Annotated in this window: 21 protein-coding genes; 12 read left to right on the top strand and 9 right to left on the bottom strand. The window is 61.9% G+C overall.

Going from position 1 to position 26,297, the window contains the following annotated elements; all coding sequences use genetic code 11:
- Position 1: 1 nt before the first annotated feature.
- From HEP69_RS05440 to HEP69_RS05470, 7 genes are all read left to right on the top strand, one after another.
- Positions 2 to 367: a Na+/H+ antiporter subunit C gene (locus HEP69_RS05440; protein ID WP_290557546.1), complete on the top strand. Its 366-nt coding sequence runs from the start codon at positions 2 to 4 to the stop codon at positions 365 to 367.
- Positions 364 to 1,863 (top strand): Na+/H+ antiporter subunit D, encoded by a 1,500-nt coding sequence (locus HEP69_RS05445; protein ID WP_290557547.1) that lies wholly within the window; start codon positions 364 to 366, stop codon positions 1,861 to 1,863. The genes HEP69_RS05440 and HEP69_RS05445 overlap by 4 nt, the downstream gene beginning before the upstream one ends.
- Entirely contained in the window at positions 1,860 to 2,342 is a 483-nt protein-coding gene (locus tag HEP69_RS05450; RefSeq protein WP_290557548.1) for a Na+/H+ antiporter subunit E, read from the top strand. The genes HEP69_RS05445 and HEP69_RS05450 overlap by 4 nt, the downstream gene beginning before the upstream one ends.
- The gene (locus HEP69_RS05455) at positions 2,339 to 2,644 is read left to right on the top strand and encodes a cation:proton antiporter (RefSeq protein WP_290557549.1); all 306 of its coding nucleotides are present in this window, start codon (positions 2,339 to 2,341) and stop codon (positions 2,642 to 2,644) included. Before HEP69_RS05450 ends, HEP69_RS05455 begins: the two co-directional genes overlap by 4 nt.
- The gene (gene mnhG, locus HEP69_RS05460; RefSeq protein WP_290557550.1) at positions 2,641 to 2,976 is read left to right on the top strand and encodes a monovalent cation/H(+) antiporter subunit G; all 336 of its coding nucleotides are present in this window, start codon (positions 2,641 to 2,643) and stop codon (positions 2,974 to 2,976) included. The genes HEP69_RS05455 and mnhG overlap by 4 nt, the downstream gene beginning before the upstream one ends.
- A gap of 725 nt (positions 2,977 to 3,701) precedes the next feature.
- Positions 3,702 to 4,400, top strand: coding sequence for a hypothetical protein (locus tag HEP69_RS05465; protein WP_290557551.1), 699 nt, complete (start codon positions 3,702 to 3,704; stop codon positions 4,398 to 4,400).
- Positions 4,397 to 6,307, top strand: coding sequence for a Hint domain-containing protein (locus HEP69_RS05470; RefSeq protein ID WP_290557552.1), 1,911 nt, complete (start codon positions 4,397 to 4,399; stop codon positions 6,305 to 6,307). The genes HEP69_RS05465 and HEP69_RS05470 overlap by 4 nt, the downstream gene beginning before the upstream one ends.
- An 86-nt stretch (positions 6,308 to 6,393) precedes the next feature.
- Here the strand turns inward: HEP69_RS05470 and HEP69_RS05475 are convergent, their stop codons facing one another.
- A complete protein-coding gene (locus HEP69_RS05475; RefSeq protein ID WP_290557553.1) occupies positions 6,394 to 6,999 on the bottom strand; it encodes a nucleotidyltransferase family protein in 606 nt (201 codons plus the stop codon).
- A gap of 32 nt (positions 7,000 to 7,031) precedes the next feature.
- Positions 7,032 to 9,449 (bottom strand): FAD-dependent oxidoreductase, encoded by a 2,418-nt coding sequence (locus HEP69_RS05480; RefSeq protein ID WP_290557554.1) that lies wholly within the window; start codon positions 9,447 to 9,449, stop codon positions 7,032 to 7,034.
- A 294-nt stretch (positions 9,450 to 9,743) separates the two neighbouring features.
- Between HEP69_RS05480 and HEP69_RS05485 the strand changes: the two genes are divergently transcribed.
- On the top strand, positions 9,744 to 12,158 hold the full coding sequence (locus HEP69_RS05485) for an FAD-dependent oxidoreductase (protein WP_290557555.1): 2,415 nt from the start codon (positions 9,744 to 9,746) through the stop codon (positions 12,156 to 12,158).
- A 20-nt stretch (positions 12,159 to 12,178) separates the two neighbouring features.
- Here HEP69_RS05485 and HEP69_RS05490 read toward each other — a convergent pair whose 3' ends face one another.
- The 4 genes from HEP69_RS05490 to HEP69_RS05505 form a co-directional block, all read right to left on the bottom strand.
- Positions 12,179 to 13,804 carry a hypothetical protein gene (locus HEP69_RS05490; protein ID WP_290557556.1) on the bottom strand — a complete coding sequence of 542 codons (1,626 nt, stop codon included), beginning with the start codon at positions 13,802 to 13,804 and terminating at the stop codon, positions 12,179 to 12,181.
- Positions 13,805 to 13,808: 4 nt separating this feature from the next.
- On the bottom strand, positions 13,809 to 15,143 hold the full coding sequence (locus HEP69_RS05495; RefSeq protein ID WP_290557557.1) for an HlyC/CorC family transporter: 1,335 nt from the start codon (positions 15,141 to 15,143) through the stop codon (positions 13,809 to 13,811).
- Between the two features lie 106 nt (positions 15,144 to 15,249).
- Positions 15,250 to 16,197 (bottom strand): tyrosine recombinase, encoded by a 948-nt coding sequence (locus HEP69_RS05500; protein WP_290557558.1) that lies wholly within the window; start codon positions 16,195 to 16,197, stop codon positions 15,250 to 15,252.
- A 3-nt stretch (positions 16,198 to 16,200) separates the two neighbouring features.
- Entirely contained in the window at positions 16,201 to 17,715 is a 1,515-nt protein-coding gene (locus tag HEP69_RS05505) for a hypothetical protein (protein WP_290557559.1), read from the bottom strand.
- A 240-nt stretch (positions 17,716 to 17,955) separates the two neighbouring features.
- On the opposite strand from HEP69_RS05505, the gene HEP69_RS05510 reads away from it, so the two are divergent.
- Both HEP69_RS05510 and aroB read left to right on the top strand, forming a co-directional pair.
- A complete protein-coding gene (locus tag HEP69_RS05510; protein ID WP_290557560.1) occupies positions 17,956 to 18,546 on the top strand; it encodes a shikimate kinase in 591 nt (196 codons plus the stop codon).
- Positions 18,546 to 19,658, top strand: coding sequence for a 3-dehydroquinate synthase (gene aroB, locus HEP69_RS05515; protein WP_290557561.1), 1,113 nt, complete (start codon positions 18,546 to 18,548; stop codon positions 19,656 to 19,658). Before HEP69_RS05510 ends, aroB begins: the two co-directional genes overlap by 1 nt.
- A gap of 90 nt (positions 19,659 to 19,748) precedes the next feature.
- Here the strand turns inward: aroB and ssb are convergent, their stop codons facing one another.
- Positions 19,749 to 20,234 (bottom strand): single-stranded DNA-binding protein, encoded by a 486-nt coding sequence (ssb, locus tag HEP69_RS05520; RefSeq protein ID WP_290557562.1) that lies wholly within the window; start codon positions 20,232 to 20,234, stop codon positions 19,749 to 19,751.
- A 211-nt stretch (positions 20,235 to 20,445) separates the two neighbouring features.
- On the opposite strand from ssb, the gene HEP69_RS05525 reads away from it, so the two are divergent.
- Complete coding sequence (locus HEP69_RS05525; RefSeq protein WP_290557563.1) at positions 20,446 to 21,030, top strand: transglycosylase SLT domain-containing protein; 585 nt, start codon at positions 20,446 to 20,448, stop codon at positions 21,028 to 21,030.
- 97 nt (positions 21,031 to 21,127) lie between these two features.
- On the top strand, positions 21,128 to 22,585 hold the full coding sequence (locus HEP69_RS05530; RefSeq protein WP_290557564.1) for a tetratricopeptide repeat-containing sulfotransferase family protein: 1,458 nt from the start codon (positions 21,128 to 21,130) through the stop codon (positions 22,583 to 22,585).
- Between the two features lie 252 nt (positions 22,586 to 22,837).
- Here the strand turns inward: HEP69_RS05530 and HEP69_RS05535 are convergent, their stop codons facing one another.
- Both HEP69_RS05535 and HEP69_RS05540 read right to left on the bottom strand, forming a co-directional pair.
- Positions 22,838 to 24,925 (bottom strand): ABC transporter ATP-binding protein, encoded by a 2,088-nt coding sequence (locus tag HEP69_RS05535; RefSeq protein ID WP_290557565.1) that lies wholly within the window; start codon positions 24,923 to 24,925, stop codon positions 22,838 to 22,840.
- Between the two features lie 173 nt (positions 24,926 to 25,098).
- Positions 25,099 to 26,292: an ABC transporter permease gene (locus tag HEP69_RS05540; protein WP_290557566.1), complete on the bottom strand. Its 1,194-nt coding sequence runs from the start codon at positions 26,290 to 26,292 to the stop codon at positions 25,099 to 25,101.
- Positions 26,293 to 26,297: the final 5 nt, after the last annotated feature.

The following is a 26,297-nucleotide window of genomic DNA, read 5'->3' on the forward strand; positions in this document are numbered from 1 at the left end:
TATGGAAGCCCTTCTTGCCATCGCTATCGGCGTGCTTGTTGCCGCGTCGGTCTATCTGATGCTGGCGCGCAATGTGCTGCGGTTTATCTTTGGTCTCGTGCTGATCTCGAACGCGGCGAACCTGACGATCTTTGTTGCGGGCCGTCTGACCACAGGTGCGCCGCCGTTGATCGCCGAAGGGGCCGAGGCGCCCGCAGGTCTTGTGGCCAACGCGCTGCCGCAGGCCCTGGTTCTGACGGCCATTGTGATCGGCTTTGGCCTTTTTGCCTTTGCGCTGGTCTTGATGTTTCGGGCCTATACCACGCTGGGCACGCTTTATTCCGACGAGATGCGCGTCGCCGAACCGCGCCCGGAGGATGAGCGATGAGCTGGTATCTCGCCGCACCTCTGGCGCTTCCGTTCTTGACGGCGGTGGTGGCCTTCCTGCTGCGCAATTCCGGCGCGGGGCGCTGGGTCAGCCTTTTGGGCAATGTCGCCCTTTTGATCCTTGCCGCCCTTTTGATGGGGCAGGTTCTGGACCAAGGCGTGATCGCCGGGCAGATGGGCGGCTGGCAGGGGCCGTTCGGGATCACCCTTGTGGCCGATTACCTGGGCGGGGTGATGGTCGTCATCACCGCGATTACCGCGCTTGCGGTTTCGATCTATGCGCTGGGTGATATTGACGAACGCAAGGAACATCTGGGCTATCATGCGCTCTTTAATGTGCTGATCGGCGGGGTCACCGGCGCGTTTCTGACCGGAGACCTTTTCAACCTCTATGTCTGGTTCGAGGTGATGCTGATTTCCTCCTTTGGCCTTTTGGTCCTGGGCGGCAGCAAGGAGCAGATCGACGGCGGTGTGAAATACGTCACGCTCAACCTCGTCTCGACGATCCTGTTTCTGGCGGGCATCGGGCTGGTCTATGGGATGACCGGGACGCTGAACATGGCCGATCTGGCGCGCACCATGCCCGAGGTCGAGAACCAGGGGCTGGTGACGGTCGTGGCGGTGATGTTCATGATCGCCTTTGGGGTGAAGGCTGCGGTGTTTCCGTTGTTCTTCTGGCTGCCCGCGTCCTATCACACGCCCGCGTTTTCGGTTTCGGCGGTGTTTGCTGGACTTTTGACCAAGGTTGGGGTCTATGCCCTGATCCGCATGTTCACGCTGGTCTTTGACGGGGATGTGGCCTTTACCCACACAATCTTGCTGTGGGTGGCGGGGTTTACCATGGTGACCGGGGTTCTGGGGGCCGCGGCACAAAACGACATCCGCAAGATCCTGTCGTTCCACATCGTCAGCCAGATCGGGTACATGATCCTGGGTCTGGCCCTGCTGACCCCCTTGGCGGTCGCGGGTGCGGTGTTCTATCTGGTCCACCATATCATAGTGAAGGCCAACCTCTTCCTGATCGGCGGGGTGGTCGAACGTGCGGCGGGATCGACCGACCTCAAGAAGATTGGCGGGCTTTACAAATCCGCGCCTCTCTTGGCGGTGCTGTTCCTGATCCCGGCCTTTTCGCTCGCTGGCTTTCCGCCGCTCTCAGGCTTCTGGGCGAAATACATCCTGGTCGCCGCCTCGCTGGAGATCGAGGCCTGGGTCATCGCCGGCGTTGCCTTGCTGGTCGGTTTGTTGACCATCTACTCGATGACCAAGATCTGGGCCGAAGCCTTCTGGAAGGCCCATCCCGAGGGCCTTCAGCCAGAGCTGTCGCGCATCGAGCCGCGTGTGCGTCGCGCCATGCTGCTGCCCATCGCGGGGCTGGCGGCGCTGACCTTGGTGATCGGGTTCTTCCCCGAACCGTTTGTGGTCTTTGCTGAAACGGCTGCCCTGCAACTTCTCGATCCAACGGCCTATATTATGACCGTGTTGGGAGAGGGCGCATGAACAATCTGGTCGTCAATCTGCTCTTTGCGCTGGTCTGGGCGTTCTTCTTTGGGGACTTCTCGCTGCTGACGCTTAGCTCTGGCCTGGTGCTCGGCTATGGAGTGCTGTGGCTGCTGCAACCTTTGACCGGGGGTCCATCGGGCTATTTCCTGCGGGTGTGGTACTGGTTCAAGCTGATCGTGATGTTCCATTACGAGCTTGTGGTCTCCAGCCTTGAGGTTTTGTGGGATATCCTGACCCCCACCCATCGGGCGCGGCCCGCGATCATTGAAATGCCGCTGGATGTCAAAAGCGATGCGGGCATCCTGCTGGTGACCAACCTGATCTCGTTGACGCCGGGGACCTTGTCACTGGATGTGTCTGCAGATCGCAAGACACTGAGTCTTCATGCGATGTTTGCCGATGACCCGGACGCGGTGTGTCGGCAGCTCAAGCAGGGCATGGAAAAATGGGTGATTGACGCGGTGGAGAGATCATGAACGCCGAGTGGCTTTTGCAAACCAGTGTCAGCTTCGGATTTGTCATGGTCTTTGCGACCGTGTTCCTGGCGTTCTGGCGGCTGATGCGTGGACCCAGCCTGCCGGACCGGGTCGTGGCGCTGGATATGATGACCGTGGCGATTGTCGCCTTTTGCGGTCTTGCTGCGGTGCGGTCGGGCGATTCCGCGTTTCTGGATGTCGCGCTTGCGCTTGCGTTGGTGGGCTTTCTGGCCACGGTCGCGCTGGCCCGGTTCGCGGAACGGCAGGTTCTGCGCAAGGAACAGCAGGAGGACGAGACATGAGCACCGTCATCGCGGCCATCTTCCTGTTTCTGGGCGGCGCCTTTACCCTGGTAGCCGGGATCGGGATTTTTCGAATGCCGGATGTGTTTATCCGCATGCATGCCTCGACCAAGGTCGGCACGCTGGGCTCGGGGCTCATTCTGGGGGGGGTCGCGATCCATTTCTGGGAGCCGCAGGTGGTCTTCAAAGTGGTGCTGGTGGTCCTGTTTCTGGTGCTGACGGCACCGATCGGCGCGCATATGATCGGCCGCGCGGCGTTGCGGATCGGGATCAAACCCTGGGGTCTGAAATCCGACGAGCTCTCCTCTGAACCCGGCGACAAGTCGCCATAGGCCGATTTTTGCCCTATTTCGATGCAGCAGGCATTGGCAGGGCGTTCGTCAACGGAATAAGGCTTCTTGGTGTCATCATCGGGTTTCGAATCACCGGTGACGGGGTTTTCTGTGCATAGTTGAGCGAAGAGCCGCTCATTGGTTCCAAAAGTTGAACGACCCTAATGGCCGACCCTCCTTCGCACCGCCACATTTCGGACGTGGTTAAGGTCGGCACCTATTGTTTCTGTTTTTTGAACGTAACCCGCCTATTTCCGCGTATTCACACTGCATCATGCAGTTTTTTTGTAAAATTAGCCCTGATTTGGAAACAAATGCGCCAAGAGTCAGTGCCGATTTCGCCTTAATCTGACCTCGATCAGCCACATTTGCCCATCTTGGGTGCGGATTTCGTCACATTTTGCTTTGTCTGCCGCAATCTCGCCGGTATCTCTATCCCTGCCCACTGGGGGGCGATGTCTGTTGGTCACGGGGGCGACCACGCAGAGCTTGCATCTTGAGATGCGAGAGAGATGTGTTCGCAAGCTGTCGCACGATACCGCGCACAGCAGGAAGGCACCGACCAAGGCGGTAACGTCTTGGACGCTGTTGGCTGCATCCTTTCCATTCTCAAGCGTCTGCGAAGGTGTGTTTGACCTTCGCTGCGGCGGCCGAGCTTTGTGGTTGTGAAATATTTGGTCCGCCCGGGGCGGTTGGCAACAGTGAGTGCCACTAAGGAGAGTATGATGACTAACACTTTTGACAATCCCCATGCGGCAAACCTGGTTGGTTTGTGGGATTTCCTGGCAGGTGGCGAATCCGACGACACCGGCCTGGACGATGGTTTCGCACAAAATGGCGCGTTTGTTGGCGGGGCAACAGCCTCGGGTGGTCAACTGCAACTGAACGGCGACCCGGACCGGTTCGACGTGGGCGGCAATGACGACCCCTTCGATCTGGCCGAAGGCACGCTCATCACGGAATTCACGCAGGAAGATAACTCACGCGGGATCTTTCAGGCGGTCGTGAACCGGGGGGAATTCTTTGACAGCGCCTCCGAAGGGTTCTTTGAGATCCAGGTGGGACAGGACGGCGCGGTGCAGGTCATGCACGTCTCCAATGGTGTGACCATTGTGGAAAGCACCGGCGCGGGCTTTGCCCCTGTCGGCGACACCATCCGCGCCACCTATGAGTGGTCCGAAACCGAGGGCGGCCGTTTCCTGGTCGAGAATCTGACAGCCAGCACCTCCTTTGAGGTCGACACACCGGCGGGGGTGAATTTCGACATCGGCGACAATGACGGCACCAGCTTTATCTTCGGTGTGCGCGAGAACGTGGATGAGATCCAGGAATTCAACGTCATCAGCATTTCGACGGCTCGATCGATTATGTCGCCGTCTATGACGGCAAAATCGGCGTTCCCCCGACAACCTCGGATGGTGTGATCACCAACGATGACGATGGCGATCTGATCGACACCTCCTATACCGGCGATCCGGATGGGGACGTCGTGGATGGCGGCGACTCGATCTTTCCGCCGGTTGGGTCCGACGATGACATCATCGATGCGAACGGTGGCGACGACACAATCGAAGCCGGGGAAGGCAGCGATTCTGTCGATGGCGGTGCCGGTGACGATCTGATCAATACCGACGGCGCGGGGACACCGGCGCTTCCCGATGACGGCATTCCGCCCTTCAACGGTCAGCCCGGCGTGGCGGCCGACCCTGATCCAAGTGACGATCTGGACACCGTGAATGGCGGCGCGGGCGACGACACAATCAGCACTGGCGACGACAATGACGTTGTCCAGGGCGGTCAGGGCGATGATGTCATCGACGGCGGACTGGATGACGACGAACTGCGCGGCGGCGCCGATGACGACGATCTGACCGGCGGTCAGGGCGACGACACGCTTGTTGGCGGCAGCGGTGACGACACAATCGATGGCGGTGACGGCAGCGATTCGGTCTTTGGCGGCGAAGGCGACGATCTGATCGAGACCGGCGGCGGCACGCTGAACGGTCTGCCCGATCTGGGCTTTCCCTCCTATAACGGCCTGCCCGAAGTGCCCGCGGATTCGATCCCGGACAACGATCTCGACACTGTGTTCGGTGGTGCGGGCGACGACACGATCAGCACCGGCGACGATGCGGATCTGATCTCCGGCGATGAGGGTAATGACGTTATCGACGGCGGCCTCGATGCCGATACGATCGATGGCGGCGTGGGTGATGACAACATCATCGGTGGCGAAGGCTCGGATTCGATCCTGGGTGGCGATGGCGCCGACACCATTTACGGCGGTCTGGGCCCGAGCTTTCCCGATGCCACGAACATCCCCGACGATTTGCCGGGTGCTCTGGCCGATCCGCGTCCCGATAACGGGCAGGATGTCATCGACGGCGGTGCCGGAGACGATCTGATCTTCGGTGAAGATGACGACGACACCATCGAAGGTGGGGCCGGGAATGACACCATTGACGGTGGCATTGACGAAGACGACATGTCCGGTGGCGATGATCGCGATACATTCGTCAACATCAACGGCGGCGACCGTGTGGATGGCGGTGAAGGCTTCACCGCAGCGCCCGAAGACGACTTTGACACGCTGGATCTGCGTGGGTCTGTCGACAATACGGTTCCGGGCGGGCGTCTTCAGGTGACCCTGGACGGTGGCAACCCCGAGAACGGTGTCGTCACCTATTTCGACGCCGATGACAACGTGACCGACACGGTCGAGTTCTTCAATATCGAGCGGGTCATTCCCTGTTTCACACCGGGCACCATGATCGCCACCCCGCGCGGCGAGCGTGCGGTGGAAACGCTGGAGGTCGGCGACCGGATCATCACCCGGGATAACGGCATTCAGGAAATCCGCTGGTTGGGAACACGCAACCTGGACCGTCACGAGATGATGCAGGCCACGCATATGCAGCCCGTGTTGATCCGTGAAGGCGCTCTGGGCAAGGGTCTGCCCGAGCGTGACATGATGGTCAGCCCGAACCACCGGGTTCTGGTCGCAAACGACAAGACCTCGCTTTACTTTGACGAAAGCGAAGTGCTGGTCGCGGCCAAGCATCTGACCGGTCTGGATGGCGTGGATTTCGTCGAAGTGTCCTCGGTGACCTACATCCACTTTATGTTCGACCAGCATGAGGTGGTCCTGTCGGACGGCACATGGACCGAAAGCTTCCAGCCGGGCGATCAGACCCTCGCCGGGATCGGTAACGCCCAGCGTCAGGAGATCTTTGAGCTCTTTCCCGAGCTGAACACTCCCGAAGGGGTCGAGGCCTACCAGGCCGCGCGCCGGTCGCTGAAAAAGCACGAGGCCTTCCTCGTCGTGAATTAAGGTTGCAGCCTCCGCGCGAAGGGGGGGCTGTTCGTTGCGGAAAACGAAAAGCGGGGCAGGTGACTGCCCCGTTTTTTCCGTTCGGGTCAGGACCGTTCCGGGTTTTCGGTGCGCCAGCGGTCCCAGTCCCGGGGCGTGTCAAGATCGGCGCGCGCGCGGGTGCCGGGCAGGGCTATCAGGGTGATCCGGCCCTGCGCGGCCGCGACAACGCTCTGCCCGCCGCTATCTCCGGTCAGCTCTGCAAACCTTGGAAAGAGCGTGTTGCGAAAGACCACAGGATGACCTGGTTTGCCATCCTGGGTCATACCTCGCCAAATCAGCGTTTCAGACGTGAGATCAACCGCTTCAAGAACGGTGTTCAGGTCCTCTTCAGTGACATCCGGCAAATCGCCCAGCAACAGCATCGCTGCGCTCGCCGTGTCTGGCAGCGCTGCAAATGCGGCCCTCAACGAAGCATTCATACCCTCGCTCGCATCCGTGACTTCGATACGTGTCACATCCGCATCCTCAAGCACCGCATAGCGCGGGTGCGGTCGCGGCGGCAGCGCCACGAGCACCTCATCCGCAACCGCACGCGCCATGTCGACCTGTCGGCGTACGAGCGGTCGCCCGTCCACCTGTTGCAAAAGCTTGTCGATGCCGCCCATGCGCGATGACGCGCCAGCAGCCAGAACGATGACGGGGCAGTTCATGCCTGCGATGCTAACCCAGATCGCGCTACAGTCTAGCCCCGCATGCGTGCGCCATCCGCATCGAAAAGCGGCTGGGCGATGACCCGCGCGGGGCGCATCTGACCCAGGATCTCGATCTCGACCTCCAGCCCTTCGGCCACCCGATCCGTGGGTAGGAACCCTTGCGCGATGGATTTGCCCGCCCAGTGCGAATACCCGCCCGAGGTACAGAACCCCATGACCGCGCCATCCAGCCAGATCGGCTCATAGGCCTGCACATCGGCATCCTCGGCTTCCACCTCAAAGGCGCAGAGACGCCGCATAGGGCCACTGGTCCGTTCGGCTTCTGCCGCCGCGCGCCCGATGAAATCGCTGTTCTTTTTGAACGAGATAAACCGGTCCAAACCGGTTTCAGCCGCCGTATAGTCCGGCGAAAACTCCGACATCCACGAGCCAAAGAACTTGTCGAGCCGCAGCGACATCATCGCGCGCATGCCAAAGGGCACCATCTTATGGGGTTCTCCGGCGGCCCAAAGCGTCCACCAAAGCTGACGCTGCGCCATGGGATCGCAATAGATCTCGAAGCCCAGATCGCCGGTATAGCTGACCCGCTGCACGATGCAATCGGTCTGTCCCACGGTGATCCGGCGCACATCCAGAAACCGCATGTCGCCGATATTCGCGCGCGTGCACGCCGCCAGCACATCGCGCGCCTTGGGTCCTGCTATCTGGAACCCGTTTCGTTTATCGCTGATATTCTCGATGGTTACGCCATCTTCTGCATGTTGCAGGAACCAGCGCATGTGAAAGGCCTGACTGCCGTAGGAGGCGGTCAGCTGAAACAGCCCGTCCGAGAGGCAGGACATGGTGAAATCCCCGATCAGCTTGCCCTTGGCGCTCAGCATCGGGGTCAGTGACAACCGCCCTGGCTGCGGCACACGGCCCGCCATGATCCGGTCCAGCCAGGCCCGGGCCTTTGGACCGCTCACAAGATATTTGCCGAAGTTATGCACCTCGTTGATACCGACGCCTTCGCGCACGCCGCGCACCTCACGGCCCGTGGCCCCAAACGCGTCCGAGCGGCGGAAAGACGGCGTCTCATATCCCGGCTCATCACCTTGGGCGAAATAGTTCACGACTTCCAGCCCATATTGCTGACCCCAGACCGCGCCCATATCCGAGAAGATGTCATACATCGGCGTGGTGCGATGGGGCCGTGCGGCAGGCAGCTCTTCGTTCGGATAGGCGACCGAGAAGCGTTTCTGGTAGTTCTCGATCACCTTGGGCAGGGTATAGCCGGGACTGATCCAGTCGCCGAACCGCGCCACATCCATGGCAAATGTGTCGCGCTCGGGCTCGCCCTCGATCATCCACTGGGCCAGCATCAGGCCAACGCCGCCGCCCTGGGAAAACCCGGCCATCACACCGCAGGCCGACCAGTAATTGCGCACGCCCGGGACCGGCCCCACCAGAGGGTTGCCGTCGGGGGCAAAGGTAAACGGCCCGTGGATCACGTTTTTCACGCCAGCCCGTTCCAGATCGGGAAAGCGCCGATAGGCAAACGCGATGCTGTCCTCGATCTTGTCGAAATCATTGTCGAGCAGATCTTGGCCGAAGGACCAGCTTGTCCCATCGACCGCCCAGGGGCGGCAGGGCTGTTCATAAAATCCGATGCAGAGGCCACGCCCTTCCTGCCGAAGATAGCTTTCGCCGGCCGGATCCATCACATGCGGATGCTCTTTGCCGTCGGCCATCATCTGGGCGATCAGCGGCACCTCTTCGGTCACAAGGTACTGATGCTCCATCGGGTGCAGCGGAAAATAGATCCCCGCCATGGCCCCCACTTCCCGCGCCCAGAGGCCGCCCGCATTGACCACATGTTCAGCGTGGATCGTGCCCGTGCCGGTGACCACATCCCAGGTTCCATCGGGCCGCTGATTGGTCTCGTGCACCATGCACTGCGTCTTGATCGTGGCCCCACCCATCTTGGCGGCCCTGGCATAGGCATGGGTGGTGCCCGAGGGGTCCAGATGCCCGTCAAGCGGATCCCACAGCGCCCCGATGATCCCATCAGTATTGGTCACCGGCGCCAGCTTGGAGATCTCCTCCGGCCCCACGATTTCCGTCTCCAGCCCCATGAAGCGATGCTTGGCGCGTTCGGCCAGAAGCATGTCGAACCGATCCTGATTGTCGGCCAGCGTCACACCCCCCACATGGTGCAACCCGCAGGACATGCCGGTGATTTCCTCCAGCTCCTTGTAAAGCCGGATGGTGTACCCCTGAAGGGCCGCCATGTTCGTGTCGCCATTGAGCGTGTGAAACCCGCCCGCCGCATGCCAGGTCGAACCTGAGGTCAGTTCTGATCGCTCGATCAGCATCACATCCGACCAGCCCAGCTTGGTCAGGTGATACAGAACAGAACATCCAACAACGCCGCCGCCGATCACGGCCACTCTTGTGGTGGTTTGCATGAGATCCTCCGCAATTGCTGCCCCAGACCTACCCCAGAGCCCGCCGCCTCAGGAGGGATGAAAACGACAGATCATGTCGCATGTCTTCTTCTGGCCAGAAATATTCCCAGGGTTTGGGACAGCGTCCCAAGGCCCGCGCGGCCCCGCGCAAATAGGATAAAATGCGGCGCAGCCGCCCCTGTCGAGATGGGGCCAAGGGTGCCCCAGCGACAGAACATGTCGCCAGCGCACAAGTGGGCCTGCGGCAATCGCGCCAGTCTGCTGGTCAGCATAGCGAAGAAAAAGGCAAATCCCATGCGCACCCACGCTCAGGCCGTCGTGATTGGCGGCGGCGTTATCGGATGTTCGATCCTCTACCATTTGACAAAACTGGGCTGGACAGATGTGGTTCTTCTGGAACGCGACGAGCTGACCTCCGGCTCCACCTGGCACGCGGCCGCAGGCATTCACGGGCTGCACGACAGCGCCAATATCAGCCGCCTTCAGCATTATACCATGAACCTCTATAACAGCCTGGAGGCGGAGACCGGCCAGTCCTGTGGCGTTTTCCAGCCCGGCAGCCTCTATCTCGCCCAGACCGAAGAGCGCGAACACCAGCTGCGCCTCCAGGCCGCCAAGGCGCGGCTCTACGATATGGAGTTTTACGAAATCGACCGCAACGAGGCCGAACGCCTGCACCCGCTGGCCGATTTCGATGGCATCCGCTGCATCATGTGGGAACCCTCGGGCGGCAATGTCGATCCCTCCGGCGTGACCAACGCCTATGCCGTGGGTGCCAAGCAAAAAGGCGCCGAGATCCACCGCTTTACCCCCGTCACAGCCACCCGCCCTCAACCCGATGGCAGCTGGATCGTCGAGACGCCGAAGGGTGCGATCCACACCGGCTGGGTGATCAACGCCGCCGGTCTCTGGGGGCGGGAGGTGGCGGCGCTGGCAGGCATCGACCTGCCGCTCCAGCCCACCGAACACCAGTATTTCGTCACCGAAACGATTGACGAGATCGCCGCCATCGGGCGCCGTTTGCCCTCGGTCGCCGACCGGGACGGCGAATACTACATGCGGCAAGAGGGGCAGGGCCTGCTCATCGGCGCCTATGAGAAAGACATGCGCTTGTGGGCCGAAGAGGGCACACCGCTCGATTTCGCGCATGATCTTTTTCCCGACGACCTCGACCGGATCGAGGAGAACGTGATGCGCGCCATCGATCGGGTGCCGGTGGCCGCCAGCGCAGGCATCAAACGGGTGATCAACGGTCCGATGATCTGGTCACCCGACAGCAATGTCCTGCTGGGTCCAGTGCCGGAGCTTTCGGGCTATTTCTGCTGCAACGGCATCATCCCGGGGTTCAGCCAGTCGGCGGGCATGGGGCTGATGGTGGCGCAGTGGATCATCGAAGGCGAGATGGAATACGACATGTTCGCTTGGGACATGGCGCGCTTTGGCGCCTGGGCGGGCAAGGCCTTTACCAAAGAGCGGGTGCGCGATGTCTATGCCCACCGCTTCAAGATCCATTTTCCGGGCGAGGAACGCGATGCGGGCCGTCCCGTGCGCACCCGTCCTGCATATCAGATGCAAAAGGATCTTGGTGCGCAGTTTGGCCTGAACTATGGCTGGGAACATCCGCTCTACTTTTCCGCTGAGGTGCAGGAGAGCGCGGGGTTCACCCGCCAGCCCTGGTGGGAGGTCGTGGGTGCCGAATGCCGGATGCTGCGCGACCGCGCGGGCATTATCGACATCTCGAACTTTGCCAAGTATCGCTGCGCAGGGCCCGGGGCCGAAGCCTGGCTGAATGCGGTATTTGCCAACCGGATGCCCGTGCAGACTGGCAAATCCTGCCTCACGCAGCTGATTGGCAAGCGCGGCGGGATCGCGGGCGATTTCACCGTCACCCGCCTGGCCGAGGAGGAGTTCTGGATCATCGGATCGGGCATCGCGGAACGCTATCACCAGCGCTATTTCAACGAGGTCCCTCTGCCAGATGGCACCATTTTCGAGAGCCTGACGCAGACGGTCTGCGGGTTCAACGTGGCGGGTCCGCACTCGCGCGCGCTCCTGCAGCGGCTCACCAATGCCGCGCTCGAGACGGCCGATTTCCCCTTCATGACCTCGCGCCGGATCGAGTTGGCGGGGATCGACGTGATGGCACTGCGCGTCTCGTTCACCGGCGATCTGGGCTGGGAGCTGCATTGCCGCGAGGCGGATCAGGCCGCGCTCTATGCCGCATTGATCGAGGCGGGCAAGGATATCGGCGCAGGCCCGGTCGGCGGGCGCGCGCTGATGAGCCTGCGGATTGAAAAGGGGTATGGCTCCTGGAGCCGGGAATACTCGCCCGAGTACCGGCTCCAGGAGGCAGGGCTTGCGCGGCTTTGCAAGCTGGACAAGGATTTCCTGAACAGATCCGCAGTGGCCGCCGTGATGCAGAACCCTCCCCGCGAAACGCTGGTGCTGTTGGAGCTGAACGAGGCGGATGTGACCGCCTCGGACGCCGACGCCAGCGGGGGCGAGCCGATATTCAAGGATGGTGTGGGCATCGGTCGGGTCACCTCGGGCGCCTATGGTTATAGCGTTGGGATGAGCCTGGCGCTGGGCTATGTCAAAGGCGCGGGTCCGGGGGACACGGTCGAGGTGATGGTGTTGGGCAAACCCCACCGGGCGCGTATCCTGCATGCGCCACCCTTCGATCCCGAAGGAGATCGTTTGCGCGCCTGATCTTACGAGATACCAACGGGTTATTCGTCCGTCTTAAAGCGGGAACGCTGAACCATCCAGATCGCGATCAGGGGTGCCGCCACGGTGACCAACGCGACGCTGATCAAGAGCCACCCCAACTGTGTGTAATCGGCGGCCGTCATTATGGCCCCGGTGGCGGGGTCGGTGACCTGGCGCGTGACCACGAAGATTTCGTTCAGGTAGCGCGTGCTGAGGCTGGAGGCGGACAACGCGAGATTGGTGAAGGACGCCATCACGGCAAAGAACGTGGCTTTGAGGTTGTCGGGCGCGTTTCGCGCGATCCAGGCCAGCATCGGGATCATCGCGATCTGGCCCAGCGGCGATTCCACGGCCGTATCCATCACCGCGATGAACCGGGCATCCACCACACCGCCTGTCATCGCCGCGGTCCAGTGATGCAGGCCGTAATAGAGGCCCAGGTTGGGCATCGAAAGAACACCGGCGGCCAGCGTCAGCAGGATCACGATATAGACGATGCTGCGGCGCGCCATCAGCGGACGCAGGATCACCAGCCCCGCCAATGTCAGTACGGCGGTGATCAGCGACAGGACCGACAGGAACTGTTGGTCAAAGCCCAGCGCGTCGATCTCGAACCAGGTCAAACCGGCGCCGGGCAGAGGGACGGCCCGAAACACGAAAATGATGATCGCGGTCCCTACCAGAACCTGCGCCTGGGCCGGATCCAGTGCGCGGATCAACTGGCGCATCAGGATCAGTACGATGGTCATGGATCCTGCAAACACGATCTCCTGCGCGAACGGCACCTCTCCCAGACCAACCGTCAGAGACACCGCGACAAAGGCCGCCCCGCCGGTGAAATACCAGTGGTTGAGCTGCACTGCCTCGGGGCTGCGAAAGACCCGGGCCGTCGCGTCGGCCCGTCCCACACCTGCCGCCAGCAGGGCCCGGAGCCGCATCCGCGCCTGAACCGTCGCCAGAACAACCCCTGAGACCGACAGGCACGGCAGGATCAGCGCCAGCAGGTAGATCCGTCCATAGATCGCCTCCTTGGCCTCTCGGGGCAGATCCTCGATCCCGGCAAAGAGGAAAATGTTGACCGCGGCCACCAGGCTCAGCCCGCTGATCAGCGCAAACCGGCCCAGCGTCTGCATGGTTGTATGCATCGTGCGGGTTTGATCCTCGGGCAGGGGGAGGCCGTTTTCGTCGACCTCCGGCACCGCCTCGACCGACATCGCATCGGCCACGGCGTCCTGAATGACATATCCGCAAGGGGCCAGCAGAACCGCCAGCACATACCAGGCCGTCGCGCTGATGATCTCGGTCATCCAGGGGACGCGCGTTGCCAGACCGAACATGATTGCAAAGGAGGCGGCCATCAGCGCCGCTCCCAGCCAGACCAATCCGGCCTTCCAGCGCCAGATCAGGTCGACCAGATGCCCCAACGGCATCTTGAGCGCCCAGGGCAGGCCCGCCCAGAACGCAAGCCCCGCCAGAAACGCGGCCGACAGATCGAGGTACTCCTTGACGAAGAACGTGCCGACGATGGCGGTGATGCCCGATGCGCCGAAGGCGAAATAGACCATCAGGGGCGGCAGAAAGGACCAGCGCATCTGGCGTGCCAGATCCAGAAAGATATCGTCGAACCAGCCCGCGATCCGCGTCATCGTGTCAGAGCGGTCTGATTTTCAACTGTGTGATCCGGTTGCCCTCGCGGGCCAGCACTTCGAACCGGAAGTTGTGAAACGAAAAGACCTGACCCTTGGTCGGGATCATCTGGGCCTCATGGATGACCAGACCGGCGACGGTGTTGGCCTCGTCATCGGGCAGGTTCCAGTCAGTGGCGCGGTTCAGATCGCGGATCGTCATTGCGCCGTCAACGACGTAATTGTCGTCTTCTCCCTTGAGGACCGGGTGATCGGCATCGGGGTCGAACTCATCCGTGATCTCGCCCACGATCTCTTCGAGAATGTCTTCCAGTGTGATCAACCCTTGCAACGATCCATACTCGTCCACCACCAGAGCGAAATGGCTGCGCATGCGCAGAAACTGCCGCATCTGGTCGTCCAGATTGGTGGTCTCGGGGATAAAATATGGCGGCATCGCCACATCCGTGATCTTGAAATTCTTCAGCGCACTGGCATCGCCGTCCGCTCCGCCGATCAGCTTGTTGATCGCGCGCAACAGATCCTTGGCATGGATCAAACCGATGATGTTCTCGGGATCGTCCTTGAAGACGGGCAGGCGGGTGTGGTTGCTCTCCAGACATTGTTGCAGGATTGCGTCCGGCGGGTCGTCGGCATTGATCATCTCGATACCGGACCGATGCAACATGATTTCTTCGACCAGCCGTTCCGACAGATCCAGCGCGCCCAGGATGCGGTCGCGGTCCTCTTTCTCGACCACCCCTTCGGAATGACCTAAGGTCAGCGCGCCGGCGATCTCTTCGCGCACGGCCATGATGTGACTGTCGGGATCGGCCTGCACACCGAACAAGCGCAGCACGCCGCGCACGAAGAACCGCACCGCAGACACCACGGGCGCAAACAGCGTGACCACCACGCCGATCGGGCCTGAGACGGCAGAGGCGGCTTTTTCGGCATTGGTAATGGCATAGGTTTTGGGCAGTACCTCAGCAAAGATCAGCACCAGCAGCGTCATCACCAATGTGGCCAGTGCCACGCCGCTTTCGCCAAAGGCGCGGGTGAAGATCGCGGTAGCCAGAGAGGCTGCGAGGATATTCACCAGATTGTTGCCCAACAAGACCGAGCCGATCAGACGTTCGTTGTCCTCGGTGATCTTGAGGGCGCGTTCCGCCCCGCGGGAGCCTTTATCGGCACGGGTGCGCAGCTTGCCGCGCGAAGCCGCTGTCAGCGCGGTTTCAGAGCCGGAAAAGAACCCCGACAGCACCAGAAGAAACAGGATCACGCCAGAGGTGATCCAGAATGCGCTGTCCAGAGCGCCCGTCGTCTGTGCCGCGGCAAGCGACGCTGTTGCAGGTTCCATCTTACCCATATTCCGTTACTGTTGCAGGTGGTTATGGGCGCGACCGGCGCATCGTTCAAGGGCTGCGTCGCATTTGGCGGCCCGAGCGTTGCGGTCACACGCCGCGTCAGTCGCGGTTGCGGTCGGCCTCGGTGGCCAGCGGATGGTGATCCATGACCAGCTGCTGCAACCGCTCTTCCAGAACATGTGTGTAAATCTCGGTCGTGGCGACATCGGCGTGACCCAGCAAAGTCTGGATCGAGCGCAGATCGGCGCCATTGGCCAACAGGTGGGTGGCAAAAGCATGGCGCAGGGTGTGGGGTGTGACCAGATCCGGGCTGACCCCGCCCGCGACGGCCAACTCCTTGATCAGGAGATAAAAGCGGTGCCGCGTCAGATGCCCGGACTTGCCGCGCGATGGAAACAGAAAACGCGAGCGCGGCAGGCCACGGGCCACGGCGGCGTCCTCGGCGGCATCGCGGGCCTTGAGCCATGCGATGAGGGCGGTCCGCGCCGGGGGAGAGAGCGGCACCATTCGCTCCTTGCCGCCCTTGCCCAGGATCAACAGCATCCGGGGATCGCCGCGCGCGGCCGAAACCGGCAGGCCCACCAGTTCGCTCACCCGCATGCCAGTGGCATAGAGCAGCTCCATCAGGCAGGTGTTGCGCTGGCGGTCGGCCACTGCGCGGCCATGGGACCGCGCGGCCTCCAGCAGCCGGTCCACCTGCGCGATATCCAGCGTCTTGGGCAGGCGTTTGTCGCGGCCCGGTCCCCGGATCTGAATGGCTGGGTTGTCGCTGCGCCAGCCTTCGTCAAAGGCAAAGCGATAGATTTGGCGGATCGCCGAGAGGCGCCGTGCCCGGGTGGATTTGGCCAGACCCTGATCCGCGCAATGGATCAGATAGGCCTCGATCCGCGCGCGGCTGGCGGTCCCGAATGCCTCGCCACCGCTCTCCAGCCAATGAGCGAAATCCTTCAGATCGCGGCCATAGGCCAGCTGTGTGTTGGTGGCCGCCCCCAGCTCGGCTGCCTGTGCGTCCAGAAAGGTTGATATCCAACGGGCCGAAGACGGCATGGTTTACCCTTCCTCCCGGATCATCAGGTGCAGGGATGCGCGCCGCGCCACGTCTTCCAGACCCAGCGCGCGAAAGACGCCGATGGCATCGCGCAGATCGCGCAAGTTGCCTTCGGCGCCGCGATTGAAAAGAACCATCGCACGCAGGATCGTTTCGCCCAAACGGTCGGCACTCAGGCCGCGCGGCAGGTCGGGCGGGGCGGAAAACCCCGCAACAATCGTTTCGGCAAGGGCCGATGGTGCGGGGGCCGCTTCCGGTGTGCCTTGCGCCAGGGCGACAAGGAAGCGGTCCAGCGGGGCCTGCGGGGTGTAGCGCCGTGAGAGTGCCTCGTACTCCGGCGACAGCAGCGCCATTTCCAATGCGCGGCGTTGCGGCTCCCCTTGTGTCAACCCGATCTCGGCCAGTTGTGTGGCGAAAAGATCGGCTAAGGGCACCAATAGGCCCGCGCGCTCCATATGATCCCAGGCTTCGGTCAAGGTCTTGGTAACCGCATCAGCGCTGCGGGTTTGCAAGGCTGTCTCGAACCGCTGAATGGCCGCCACCCGTTCCCAAACGCCGCCCGACGCCGCAGGCAGGCGTTCGGTGTAAAGCCCAAGCAGGGTGTTCGACGGAATCGCCCCGGTGCGGGCCAGCCGTTCGGCGGCCTCCAACTGGGCCTTCCAGCCTGCCACATCCCGCAGATCGGCCACCGCGAAACGACGGGGAAGGGAGGCGGTCGGCACCCGTTCCCCGATGGCCTCAAAGAGGCGAAAGGTCAGCGGACGTGGCGCGCGCGGCTGGCTGAGCGGGGCGGCGTCCTCAAAGAGCTCGGGATGCAGGAATCGATCGAGCGCGGGCGCGATGCGCGGATCAAGATCGTCAAGCACCAGGCTGATGTCAAAAAGCAGTGTCGCCGCGTTCAGATCGCCCCGACGTGCGGTGCAGAAAATCAGCGTTTCGCGGTCCGGTGCCAGATGCGGCCTTTGCGCCAGCGTCGCGCAAACCTCGCCCTCGCTTCCACTCAGAAAGGCCATGTCCGCCCAGCGGGTCATCAGGGCGGGGCTGCGTGTGGGGCCCGCCTGTTCGATCAGCGCCTTGGCCGGATCAATCGCGCCCAGATCCAGAAGCCGGTCGATCCGGGCGAGAGTAAGCGCCTGGGCACCCTCGGGCCCACCAGGCGGGATCGCTTCGGTCAGGAGCATGGAGTAAAGCAGGGATTGCAGGGGGGCATGCCCGGTCACAGGGGCGGTCTCGATCAGCCGCGTCAGCATCTCGGGCATGCTGTTTTGCCACAGCGTGACCGGCAGACCCGTGACCGAGGGCGGGACCAATCCGATCGGCGGAGCCGACCGGTCGAGCGGCTGAACCTCGATTTGGGGTTGTACGGCCGTTTCGGTGACGGGGGGGGCAGATTGCGGGCCCGATCTCTCTTCGGTGCCAAGCCAGTCGATGATCGACAGCGGCGCTTCGGCACGGGCCGATCCGCCCCAGATGAGGCAGGTGACCGCAAGGCCGATGGCTGGCATCGGATGCCGCATGCGCGTCAACTCCCGTCCAATGTCACGGGCTCGCGGATTTCGGTTTGGGGGGCTGAGAAATCAGCACCGAAAAACGGACCCAGATAGGCATAGCCGACAAGGCCGATACCACCCAGAATAGTCATAAAAATCAATACTTTGAGCAATCGCCACATAAGGGGTCCCCGATTTGCCTGCCTGACGCCTTTTGGCGCTGTTTATATATGGCCTTTTTGCCAAGTTCACGTCATTCAGAGAAGAATGAGCGGAATTGAGCACAGCATGGCCCAAAATAACGGCCCTTCAAGTGGAGGGCTGTTGAAAAAGACCGTCGTGATGGTCGGAATGATGGGGGCGGGCAAGACGGCCGTGGGCCGCGCGCTGGCGGCACGGCTGGGGGTGCCGTTTCTCGACAGCGATGCCGAGATCGTGAGGGCCGCCAATATGTCGATCCCGGAGATTTTCGAGCGCGACGGAGAGGCGTTTTTTCGCGACAAGGAGGCCCGGGTGATCGCGCGGTTGCTGGAGGCCGAACCGGGGGTGCTGTCGACCGGCGGTGGGGCGTTTTTGGCGGACCGCAACCGGCAGGCCATCTCCGATAAGGGGGTATCGGTCTGTCTGGTGGCCGAGCTTGATGTGTTGTGGATGCGGGTCCGGCACAAAGATACCCGCCCCTTGCTGCGCAGCGCTGACCCCTACGCCACGCTGAGCGGGCTTTACAGTGACCGGATGCCGATTTACGCGCTGGCAGATCTCAAGGTCGTGTCGGATGGCGAGACCTCGATCGAGGCGATGGTGGACAGGGTCTTGGCCGCGCTGGCCACGCGACCCGATGTATTGGCGGAGGCATGATGCGCGAAACGGTGCATGTAAAGCTGGGCGCGCGTTCCTATGACGTGGAAATTGGCCCCGGCCTGATTGACGAGGCAGGCGCGCGCATCGCGCCGCTGTTGCCGCGCCCGCGTGTGGCGGTCCTGACGGATGAAACGGTTGCGGCGTTGCATCTGGAGCGGTTGCGCGCCGGGTTGGCCCGCGCCGGGATTGAAATGGTGGCATTGGCATTGCCGCCCGGAGAGGCCACCAAGGGCTGGACGCAATTCTCGCGCGCGGTCGAGTGGCTCTTGGATCAGAGGATCGAGCGCCGCGATCTGGTCGTGGCCTTTGGGGGGGGTGTGATCGGCGATCTGGCCGGTTTTGCGGCGGCGGTCCTGCGCCGTGGCGTGCGGTTCGTGCAAATCCCCACATCGCTTCTGGCGCAGGTCGACAGTTCGGTGGGGGGCAAGACGGGTATCAACACCGCGCAGGGCAAGAACCTTGTAGGCGCCTTTCACCAACCCGCGCTGGTTCTGGCCGATACCGAGGTTCTGAGTTCTCTCGGCCCGCGCGACTTTCTGGCGGGCTACGGTGAGGTTGTGAAGTACGGTCTTCTGGGCGATGCCGGTTTTTTCGGTTGGCTGGAGACGCATGGTTCGTCTTTGGCATCGGGCGATTTGGCAGGGCGGGTTCACGCGGTCACCCGATCGGTCGAGATGAAGGCCCGTATCGTGGAGCGGGACGAAACCGAAGAAGGGGATCGTGCGCTTCTGAACCTGGGGCACACGTTTTGCCATGCGCTGGAGGCGGCAACAGGGTACTCGGATCGCTTGCTGCATGGCGAAGGCGTCGCCATCGGCTGTGCGCTTGCCTTTGAATTGTCGGCCCGATTGGGGCTGTGCAGTCAGGAAGCGCCCAGTCGGGTGCGGGCGCATCTTAAAGCGATGGGGATGAAGACCGATCTGTCGGATATCCCCGGGGATTTGCCGGATGCCGCAAGCCTGTTGGGCCTGATGCAGCAGGACAAAAAGGTCGTTGACGGTCAGTTGCGGTTCATCCTGGCGCACGATATCGGCGATGCGTTCGTGACCGGCGACGTCGGGTCCGAGGCTGTTCTGGATCTGATCGGCGACGCGCTCGCCAGAAACTGACACAGTTTCTGGCCATTTTCTGTCTCAGAAAATGGTGCGGCCCGGACGTGCGCGGTTTGCTTCGGGCAGGCGCAGGCCGGGCGCTGTCACTCAGAACGGAATCTCGTCATCCATATCGCGGGACGAAGCCGGTCCGCCGCCACCCATATCGGATGGTCCGCTCTCATAGCCGCCATATCCGCCGCCCGAGCTGCCACCGGTCTGGCCACCGCCACCGCTACCTTCACGGCTGTCGAGAAAGGTCAATTCGCCCGCGTAGGGGCGCAAGACAACCTCGGTCGAGTATCTGTCTTGACCTGACTGGTCCTGCCATTTGCGGGTCTCCAGCTTGCCTTCGATATACACTTTCGAGCCCTTGCGCAGGTATTGCTCGGCCAGACGCGCCAGATTCTCGTTGAAAATCGCGACGCTGTGCCATTCTGTGCGCTCTCTGCGTTCTCCGCTGCTGCGGTCTTTCCAGGTTTCGGACGTGGCGATACGCAGGTTGCACACCTTGCCGCCGTTTTGAAATGTGCGCACTTCGGGATCGCGCCCGAGATTTCCGATTAGGATTACTTTATTGACCGAGCCAGCCATCTTGCCCCCAGGTTACTACTGTCTGTGTTCGTGGCCCGATCTCGAATCCGTCCGGGCGTTTCGCGACAGCCTACACTCACCCCGAGCCGGTTGAAACATGGTTAACACCAGCGAATCGGGGGATGATCGGTCCTAGGTCACCTCACCCCTGGCAAATTGAGGCAAACTGAGTATATTTCCGCAACGGGAAATTCTTGGGGCACGTGGTGACATGCGGGTATCTCTGACGGCGCTGCTGATCGTGGCCCTGACCATGCCGGTCGCGGCATCGGCAGATATCTTTTCTTCAAAGAGCCGCACACAGCTTTTCAGTTCGCAGAAGCGGGTGCTTGATACCCGGGCGGCCAGCCAGTATGCCTCGTCGGTTCGGCTCAGGCCGCAGACGATCCACACGCCGTCAAAATGGGATTCTCCGGGGTATTCCGGAGCGTACCGGGGGGAATTCCTGCCGATCGCGCGCGACGCGGCGCGGCGCCACGGGGTGCCAGAGGATCTGTTCTTGCGTCTGGTGCAACAGGAATCAGGTTGGAATCCCAATGCCAGATCGCACAAAGGGGCCATCGGTCTGGCCCAATTGATGCCGGGCACTGCGCGTGACCTGCGCGTCGATGCGCTCGACCCTCACGAGAACCTCGACGGAGGCGCCCGTTATCTGGCCGAGCAATACCGCCGCTTTGGCTCGTGGCGCCTTGCCCTGGCGGCCTACAACGCGGGGCCCGAGGCCGTGCGCAAGCACAAGGGTGTCCCGCCATTCCGCGAGACCCGCGACTACGTGCGCATTATCTGGGGCAGCTAGGGGCGCGACCGGGAAAGGCGCGTCTATTTACCGCCGCTTCACCAATGCGCTGTATCTCCTGATCTTCAGGCAACCCTGACGGATGGAGAATCCACCCATGAGCGCTTTGGCCAGCCATGCCGCAACGTCCTTTCCGCTTCGTCGGGAAGGGGCGGTCGAGACCCGCGTTTCCGATCTGATGGCGCAAGGCGCCTATGCCGAGGCGTTAAAGCTACTGCTCCCCCGGCTCAAGTCGGGAAAGCTTGATGTCGCAACGCTGGATCTGGCCGCAAGTTGCTATTGGTATCTTGATGATTCGGACACTGCACTGTCGCTGGTTCAGGTGATCGTCGATCAGTGGCCGGATCGTTGTGCGGGCTGGACCAAGCTGGCCGCGATGGCGACCAGCGTCGGCCAGACCGAACGGGCGCGGGCCGCGCTGGATCAGGCACTGAAACGGGGGCCGAAATCGGCAAATGGGTTGGCTTTGCTGAACCGGCTCGATCCAATTCGCCGCGACAGCGCCTCGGCGCGCAGGCTCAAGGCTTTGGCCACGGCAACGCAGACCCCGGCGCGTGACAAGGCCACGGCGATGAACACATTGGGCCGGATCGAGGATCGCGCGGGCCGCCCTCGGGCGGCCTTTCGCTGGTTTGCGTCAGCCAAACGCGCCTATGGAGAGGAATATCGCCCCCGTGAGGTGACCGCGATGGTTGCCGCCCAGATTGTGCGATTTGACCCGACCGGCCTGCCTGACATGGCTGAGCAAACCCCGCGCATGCTTTTTGTGGTGGGCATGCCCAGATCCGGGACCACACTGGTCGAAACCATCCTGGCCCGGCATTCCGATGTGCGTCCGCTGGGCGAAAGCCAGGCTCTGACGCGCACAGTGATGGCGATGCGCCAGCATGTGGCGCAGACGGCAAACACCACCTCCGCCTGGGACTGGTTCGAGGAACTCTCCCCGCAGGAGGTGGGTGCCTTTCGCCGTCTCTACCTGTCATACCTGCCGCCCGGTGCGGCTCAGGGCAGACAGATGCTGGTCAGCAAGATGCCATTGGATTGTTTTGATCTCGGTGCTGCGCGCGTCTTGCTACCGCAGGCGCGGTTCCTCCTTATGAACAGGCATCCGCTGGATGTGGGGCTGTCGAATTTCACGACTAATTTCCACGAAGGGAATGCGTTTTCCCGCAGGCTGGACTGGACGGGTCACATGATCCGCTCGGTGGCGCGGTCCGCAGATGACTACGAACGCAAACTTGGTGCCCGGTTCCGCCGCCAATCCTATCGCGGCCTGATTGAGAAGCCAAAGCGTCAGGTACGCGCGATCCTCGACCATATCGGGCTGCCCTGGCAAGAGCCATGCCTGTCCCCCGAAAAAGGTCACCACATCGTGCGCACCGCCTCGCTGAACCAGGTACGCGAAGCGATCAATCGCAAGGGGCTGGACAGATGGAAACCGTATCAGGACCAGTTGAGCCCGCTGGTCGGAGCCTTGGGCGGCTGGGATTGGATCCAGGCCTGGGAGGAGGCGGACGCAGCGCTGGCGATGGCGCCTACGGGCGCGCGCGACTGAGGCTACCCGGGTCCAGCTGCAGGCGAAACGCGAGACTGACTTCATTCGGTGCAGACGATGCCGGACATCCATCGGTTCTTGAATGGAGACGCTGACGATCAGTCTGCCACATCGCGGAGAGATGCTCGCCCGTCAACGCCAATCCACACAGCACGGAGGGTGGGGTCCGCGCGTGCAGGGGGCGCGCGTCCGGTTCAGCCTGCATCGGACAAAGCATCAGCCCCCGCCATTGTCCGAGATATCGCGTGATTTTCACTCGGCGGCGATCTTGATCACTGGCTCCATCTGCGCCAGTTTCTCATCGCTCAGATGGCATTTGAGCTGATGCGCGCCCTCCAGCATGCGCACGGGCGGAACTTCGGTCTCACACAGATTGTCCGGAACTTCGGATTTCCATTTGCACCGCGTCTGGAATGGACAGCCCGAGGGCGGGTTCATGGCTGACGGGATGTCGCCTTCGAGAACGATGTGCTTTTTTTTGACCGACGTGTCGGCGATCGGCACCGCGGACAAAAGCGCCTCGGTATAGGGGTGATAGGGCGGGGCAAAGACTTGCTCGGTCGTGCCCAGCTCCACCACATGGCCCAGATACATCACCATAACCCGGTCGCTGAGATACCGCACAATCGACAGATCATGCGAGATGAAAAGCAGCGTGGTCTTTTCCTTGCGCTGGATTTCCATCAAAAGATCGGTCACCGCCGCCTGCACCGACACATCGAGGGCCGAGACAGGCTCATCCGCGACCACGATCCGTGCGCCGCCCGCAAAGGCGCGGGCAATCCCGACACGCTGCTTTTGCCCACCCGACAGCTGACGTGGCATCCTTTCGGCAAAGGCGCGAGGCAGCTTGACCAGATCGAGCAATTCCAGCATCCGCTGTTTGCGCTCGCGGTCATTGTCGCCGATACCGAAGATCTCAAGCGCCCGCATGATCTGGCGGCCCACCGACATCGATGGGTTGAGCGTATCGAACGGGTTCTGGAACACCATCTGGATTTCGCCAACCGTCTTGGCATCGCGCGCCTCGATCGGGATATCCTCGATATTGCGGTTATCGAGCAGGATCTGGCCTTCGGTTGCTGTCTCCAGCCCCATCAGCACCTTGGCAAAGGTGGATTTGCCGCAACCGGATTCGCCCACGATGGCCAATGTCTCGGATTCGCGTGCCTCGAATGACAGCGTTTCATTGGCCTTGACCACCTTCTTGTCGCCGCCGCCAAAAAGCGCATTGGCCGCCACCTCATAGTATTTCTTGAGGTTATCCATTTTCAGAACGACATCGCCGATCTCGCCTTTTTCCTTTGTGTCGGCCAGGGTGATAGGCGCATGCCAGTCGATCTCCTGAAACCGCAGGCAGCGGGTGGCATGACGGTCATTGCCGGGCACATCGAACATCTGAATATCGCCCGCATCGCAGCGCCCGGCCTCGAAATAGTCGCAGCGCGGGCCAAAGTTGCAGCCATTGGGCCGCTCATGGGGCAGCGGGAAGTTCCCTGGAATGGCCACAAGCGGGCGCGAGTTCTTGTCGGCGCCGGGCAGCGGGATCGACCGGAAAAGCGCCTGTGTATAAGGGTGCTGCATTTCGTCGAACACATCCTTGATCGACCCGCGCTCCACCGCCTCGCCCGAATACATCACGCAAAGCCGGTCGCAGGTTTCCAGCACCAACCCCAGATTGTGCGAGATAAAGAGCATCGACGTGCCGTATTTCTTGCCCAGATCCTTGACCAGTTCGACCACCGCCGCCTCCACCGTCACGTCAAGCGCGGTTGTGGGCTCGTCCAGGATCAGCAGCGCGGGCTTGGACATCAGCGCCATCGCAATCACGATCCGCTGCTGCTGCCCGCCCGAAAGCTGGTGGGGATAGGATTTCAGCATCCGTTCGGGATCGGGCAGCTTCACGTCTGTGACCACTTCCAGCGCGCGTTGATAGGCTTCCTCTTCGGATACGCCCTCGTGGATCATCGGCACTTCCATCAGCTGTTTGCCGATACGCATCGCTGGGTTGAGCGAGGCCATCGGCTCCTGATAGATCATCGCGATCTCATTGCCGCGAATATCGCGCAGCTCTTCGGCGCTCATCTCGGCCAGATCGCGGCCCTTGAACTTGATCGTGCCGCCGACGACCCGGCCATTCTTGCCCAGATCCTGCATCACCCCCAATGCCACGGTGGATTTACCACACCCCGATTCCCCGACCAGGCCCACCGCCTCGCCCGGCTGCACGGCCACGGAAAAGTCCATCACCGCCGGGATTTCCCGCAGGCGCGTGAAAAACGAGATCGAAAGTTTGTCGATCTCCAGGATCGGGCCTTCATAATCGTCGAGTTTGTTCATCTCTGTCTCCCTCTCGGGCCAGCGCGCGGCCTGCGCTTCTTCTGGCCGAAAATATTCCCGGGGGTCCGGGGGCTGGCCCCCGGTCCGCCGTCGATGTCATGCCGCGCGCCGATCCGGGGGCGGGCAACAGTCTTCGCCCAAAACTGTTCCCCCCGAGCTGGACCAGGCCCGCCCTAATCCTTCAGGCTCTCTTCCCGCAGACCGTCGGCCAGCAGGTTCAGACCCAGCACCAGCGACAAAAGCGCGAATGCCGGTGGCAGGGCCGGGTGCAGATAGATCGACAAGAGCTTGCGCCCCTCATTGATGGTCGACCCCCAATCCGGGCTCTCCGGCGGCAGGCCCAGGCCGAAAAAGCCCAGCGTGCCCAAAAGGATGGTGGTATAGCCGATCCGCAAGCAGAAATCGACGATCAGCGGGCCGCGCGCATTGGGCAGGATCTCCCACAGCATGATATACCACGGGCCCTCGCCGCGCGTCTGGGCCGCGGCCACATAGTCGCGCGTCTTGATATCCATCGCCAGGCCGCGAACGATCCGGAACACGGTGGGGGAGTTCACGAACACCACCGACACGAACACCACCAGGATCCCACCCGGGATATCGAAGAGATCGACAATGCCCGGCAGCACCGACACCGGCGAGCCGACCTCGGAAATCAGCGACAGATAAATCCACAGCATCACGCCCAGAACCCCGATCAACAGCGGCGTGCGGAACTTGGGCTGCGTGTAATAGCGCGAGTTCAACAGCACGCCCACAAAGATGATCGGGAAGATAAAGAGAACGGTTGCCATATAATTGGGCACACCCGTCTCCACGATCTCCGGTGTGACCAGCAGGTAAAACAGCAAGATCACCGGGAAGGCCAGGATCAGGTTCGCCAGAAACGACAAGAGCGTGTCGAGCTTTCCGCCATAATACCCCGCAGGCAGCCCCAGCGTGATGCCCACCATAAAGGCAAAGAGCGTGGCCAGCGGCGCGATCTGCACCACCACCCAGGCGCCATCCACCATTCGGCTGAACACGTCACGCGCCAGATTGTCGCCGCCCAAAAGGTAGTACGCATATTCACCCTCGCCCGGATTGCGCATCGCCGTGCCGGGAGGTTCGTTCTTCATCCCCGAGACCTGTGAGAGCGGGTCGTGGGTCATGATCAGGTCGAGCTGGCCGAAAATGCCGGTAAACACCCAGAACATCACAAGGCCAAACCCGATCAGGCCGATGGGGCTGTCGTAAAGCTTGCCATAAAGGCCCAGTTTGCGTTTGAAGGCCGCCGAGACCGCGAACAGCACGATCAGCGCGATCCAAACCGGCATGAACTGCCAGAACATCCGACCGATGATATCGGCCCAGGTCAATGGTTCCATCTTAA

The sequence above is a fragment of the Aestuariivita sp. genome, from assembly GCF_021404545.1.
Classification (GTDB): Bacteria; Pseudomonadota; Alphaproteobacteria; order Rhodobacterales; family Rhodobacteraceae; genus Aestuariivita.

What these genes read in the sequence shown, in the direction of transcription:
- HEP69_RS05440 (WP_290557546.1), top strand. Translation starts at nt 2, where the DNA reads ATGGAAGCCCTTCTTGCCATCGCTATCGGCGTGCTTGTTGCCGCGTCG.
- HEP69_RS05445 (WP_290557547.1), top strand. Translation starts at nt 364, where the DNA reads ATGAGCTGGTATCTCGCCGCACCTCTGGCGCTTCCGTTCTTGACGGCG.
- HEP69_RS05450 (WP_290557548.1), top strand. Translation starts at nt 1,860, where the DNA reads ATGAACAATCTGGTCGTCAATCTGCTCTTTGCGCTGGTCTGGGCGTTC.
- HEP69_RS05455 (WP_290557549.1), top strand. Translation starts at nt 2,339, where the DNA reads ATGAACGCCGAGTGGCTTTTGCAAACCAGTGTCAGCTTCGGATTTGTC.
- mnhG (WP_290557550.1), top strand. Translation starts at nt 2,641, where the DNA reads ATGAGCACCGTCATCGCGGCCATCTTCCTGTTTCTGGGCGGCGCCTTT.
- HEP69_RS05465 (WP_290557551.1), top strand. Translation starts at nt 3,702, where the DNA reads ATGACTAACACTTTTGACAATCCCCATGCGGCAAACCTGGTTGGTTTG.
- HEP69_RS05475 (WP_290557553.1), bottom strand. Translation starts at nt 6,999, where the DNA reads ATGAACTGCCCCGTCATCGTTCTGGCTGCTGGCGCGTCATCGCGCATG.
- HEP69_RS05480 (WP_290557554.1), bottom strand. Translation starts at nt 9,449, where the DNA reads ATGCAAACCACCACAAGAGTGGCCGTGATCGGCGGCGGCGTTGTTGGA.
- HEP69_RS05485 (WP_290557555.1), top strand. Translation starts at nt 9,744, where the DNA reads ATGCGCACCCACGCTCAGGCCGTCGTGATTGGCGGCGGCGTTATCGGA.
- HEP69_RS05490 (WP_290557556.1), bottom strand. Translation starts at nt 13,804, where the DNA reads ATGACGCGGATCGCGGGCTGGTTCGACGATATCTTTCTGGATCTGGCA.
- HEP69_RS05495 (WP_290557557.1), bottom strand. Translation starts at nt 15,143, where the DNA reads ATGGAACCTGCAACAGCGTCGCTTGCCGCGGCACAGACGACGGGCGCT.
- HEP69_RS05500 (WP_290557558.1), bottom strand. Translation starts at nt 16,197, where the DNA reads ATGCCGTCTTCGGCCCGTTGGATATCAACCTTTCTGGACGCACAGGCA.
- HEP69_RS05505 (WP_290557559.1), bottom strand. Translation starts at nt 17,715, where the DNA reads ATGCGGCATCCGATGCCAGCCATCGGCCTTGCGGTCACCTGCCTCATC.
- HEP69_RS05510 (WP_290557560.1), top strand. Translation starts at nt 17,956, where the DNA reads ATGAGCGGAATTGAGCACAGCATGGCCCAAAATAACGGCCCTTCAAGT.
- aroB (WP_290557561.1), top strand. Translation starts at nt 18,546, where the DNA reads ATGCGCGAAACGGTGCATGTAAAGCTGGGCGCGCGTTCCTATGACGTG.
- ssb (WP_290557562.1), bottom strand. Translation starts at nt 20,234, where the DNA reads ATGGCTGGCTCGGTCAATAAAGTAATCCTAATCGGAAATCTCGGGCGC.
- HEP69_RS05525 (WP_290557563.1), top strand. Translation starts at nt 20,446, where the DNA reads ATGCGGGTATCTCTGACGGCGCTGCTGATCGTGGCCCTGACCATGCCG.
- HEP69_RS05530 (WP_290557564.1), top strand. Translation starts at nt 21,128, where the DNA reads ATGAGCGCTTTGGCCAGCCATGCCGCAACGTCCTTTCCGCTTCGTCGG.
- HEP69_RS05535 (WP_290557565.1), bottom strand. Translation starts at nt 24,925, where the DNA reads ATGAACAAACTCGACGATTATGAAGGCCCGATCCTGGAGATCGACAAA.
- HEP69_RS05540 (WP_290557566.1), bottom strand. Translation starts at nt 26,292, where the DNA reads ATGGAACCATTGACCTGGGCCGATATCATCGGTCGGATGTTCTGGCAG.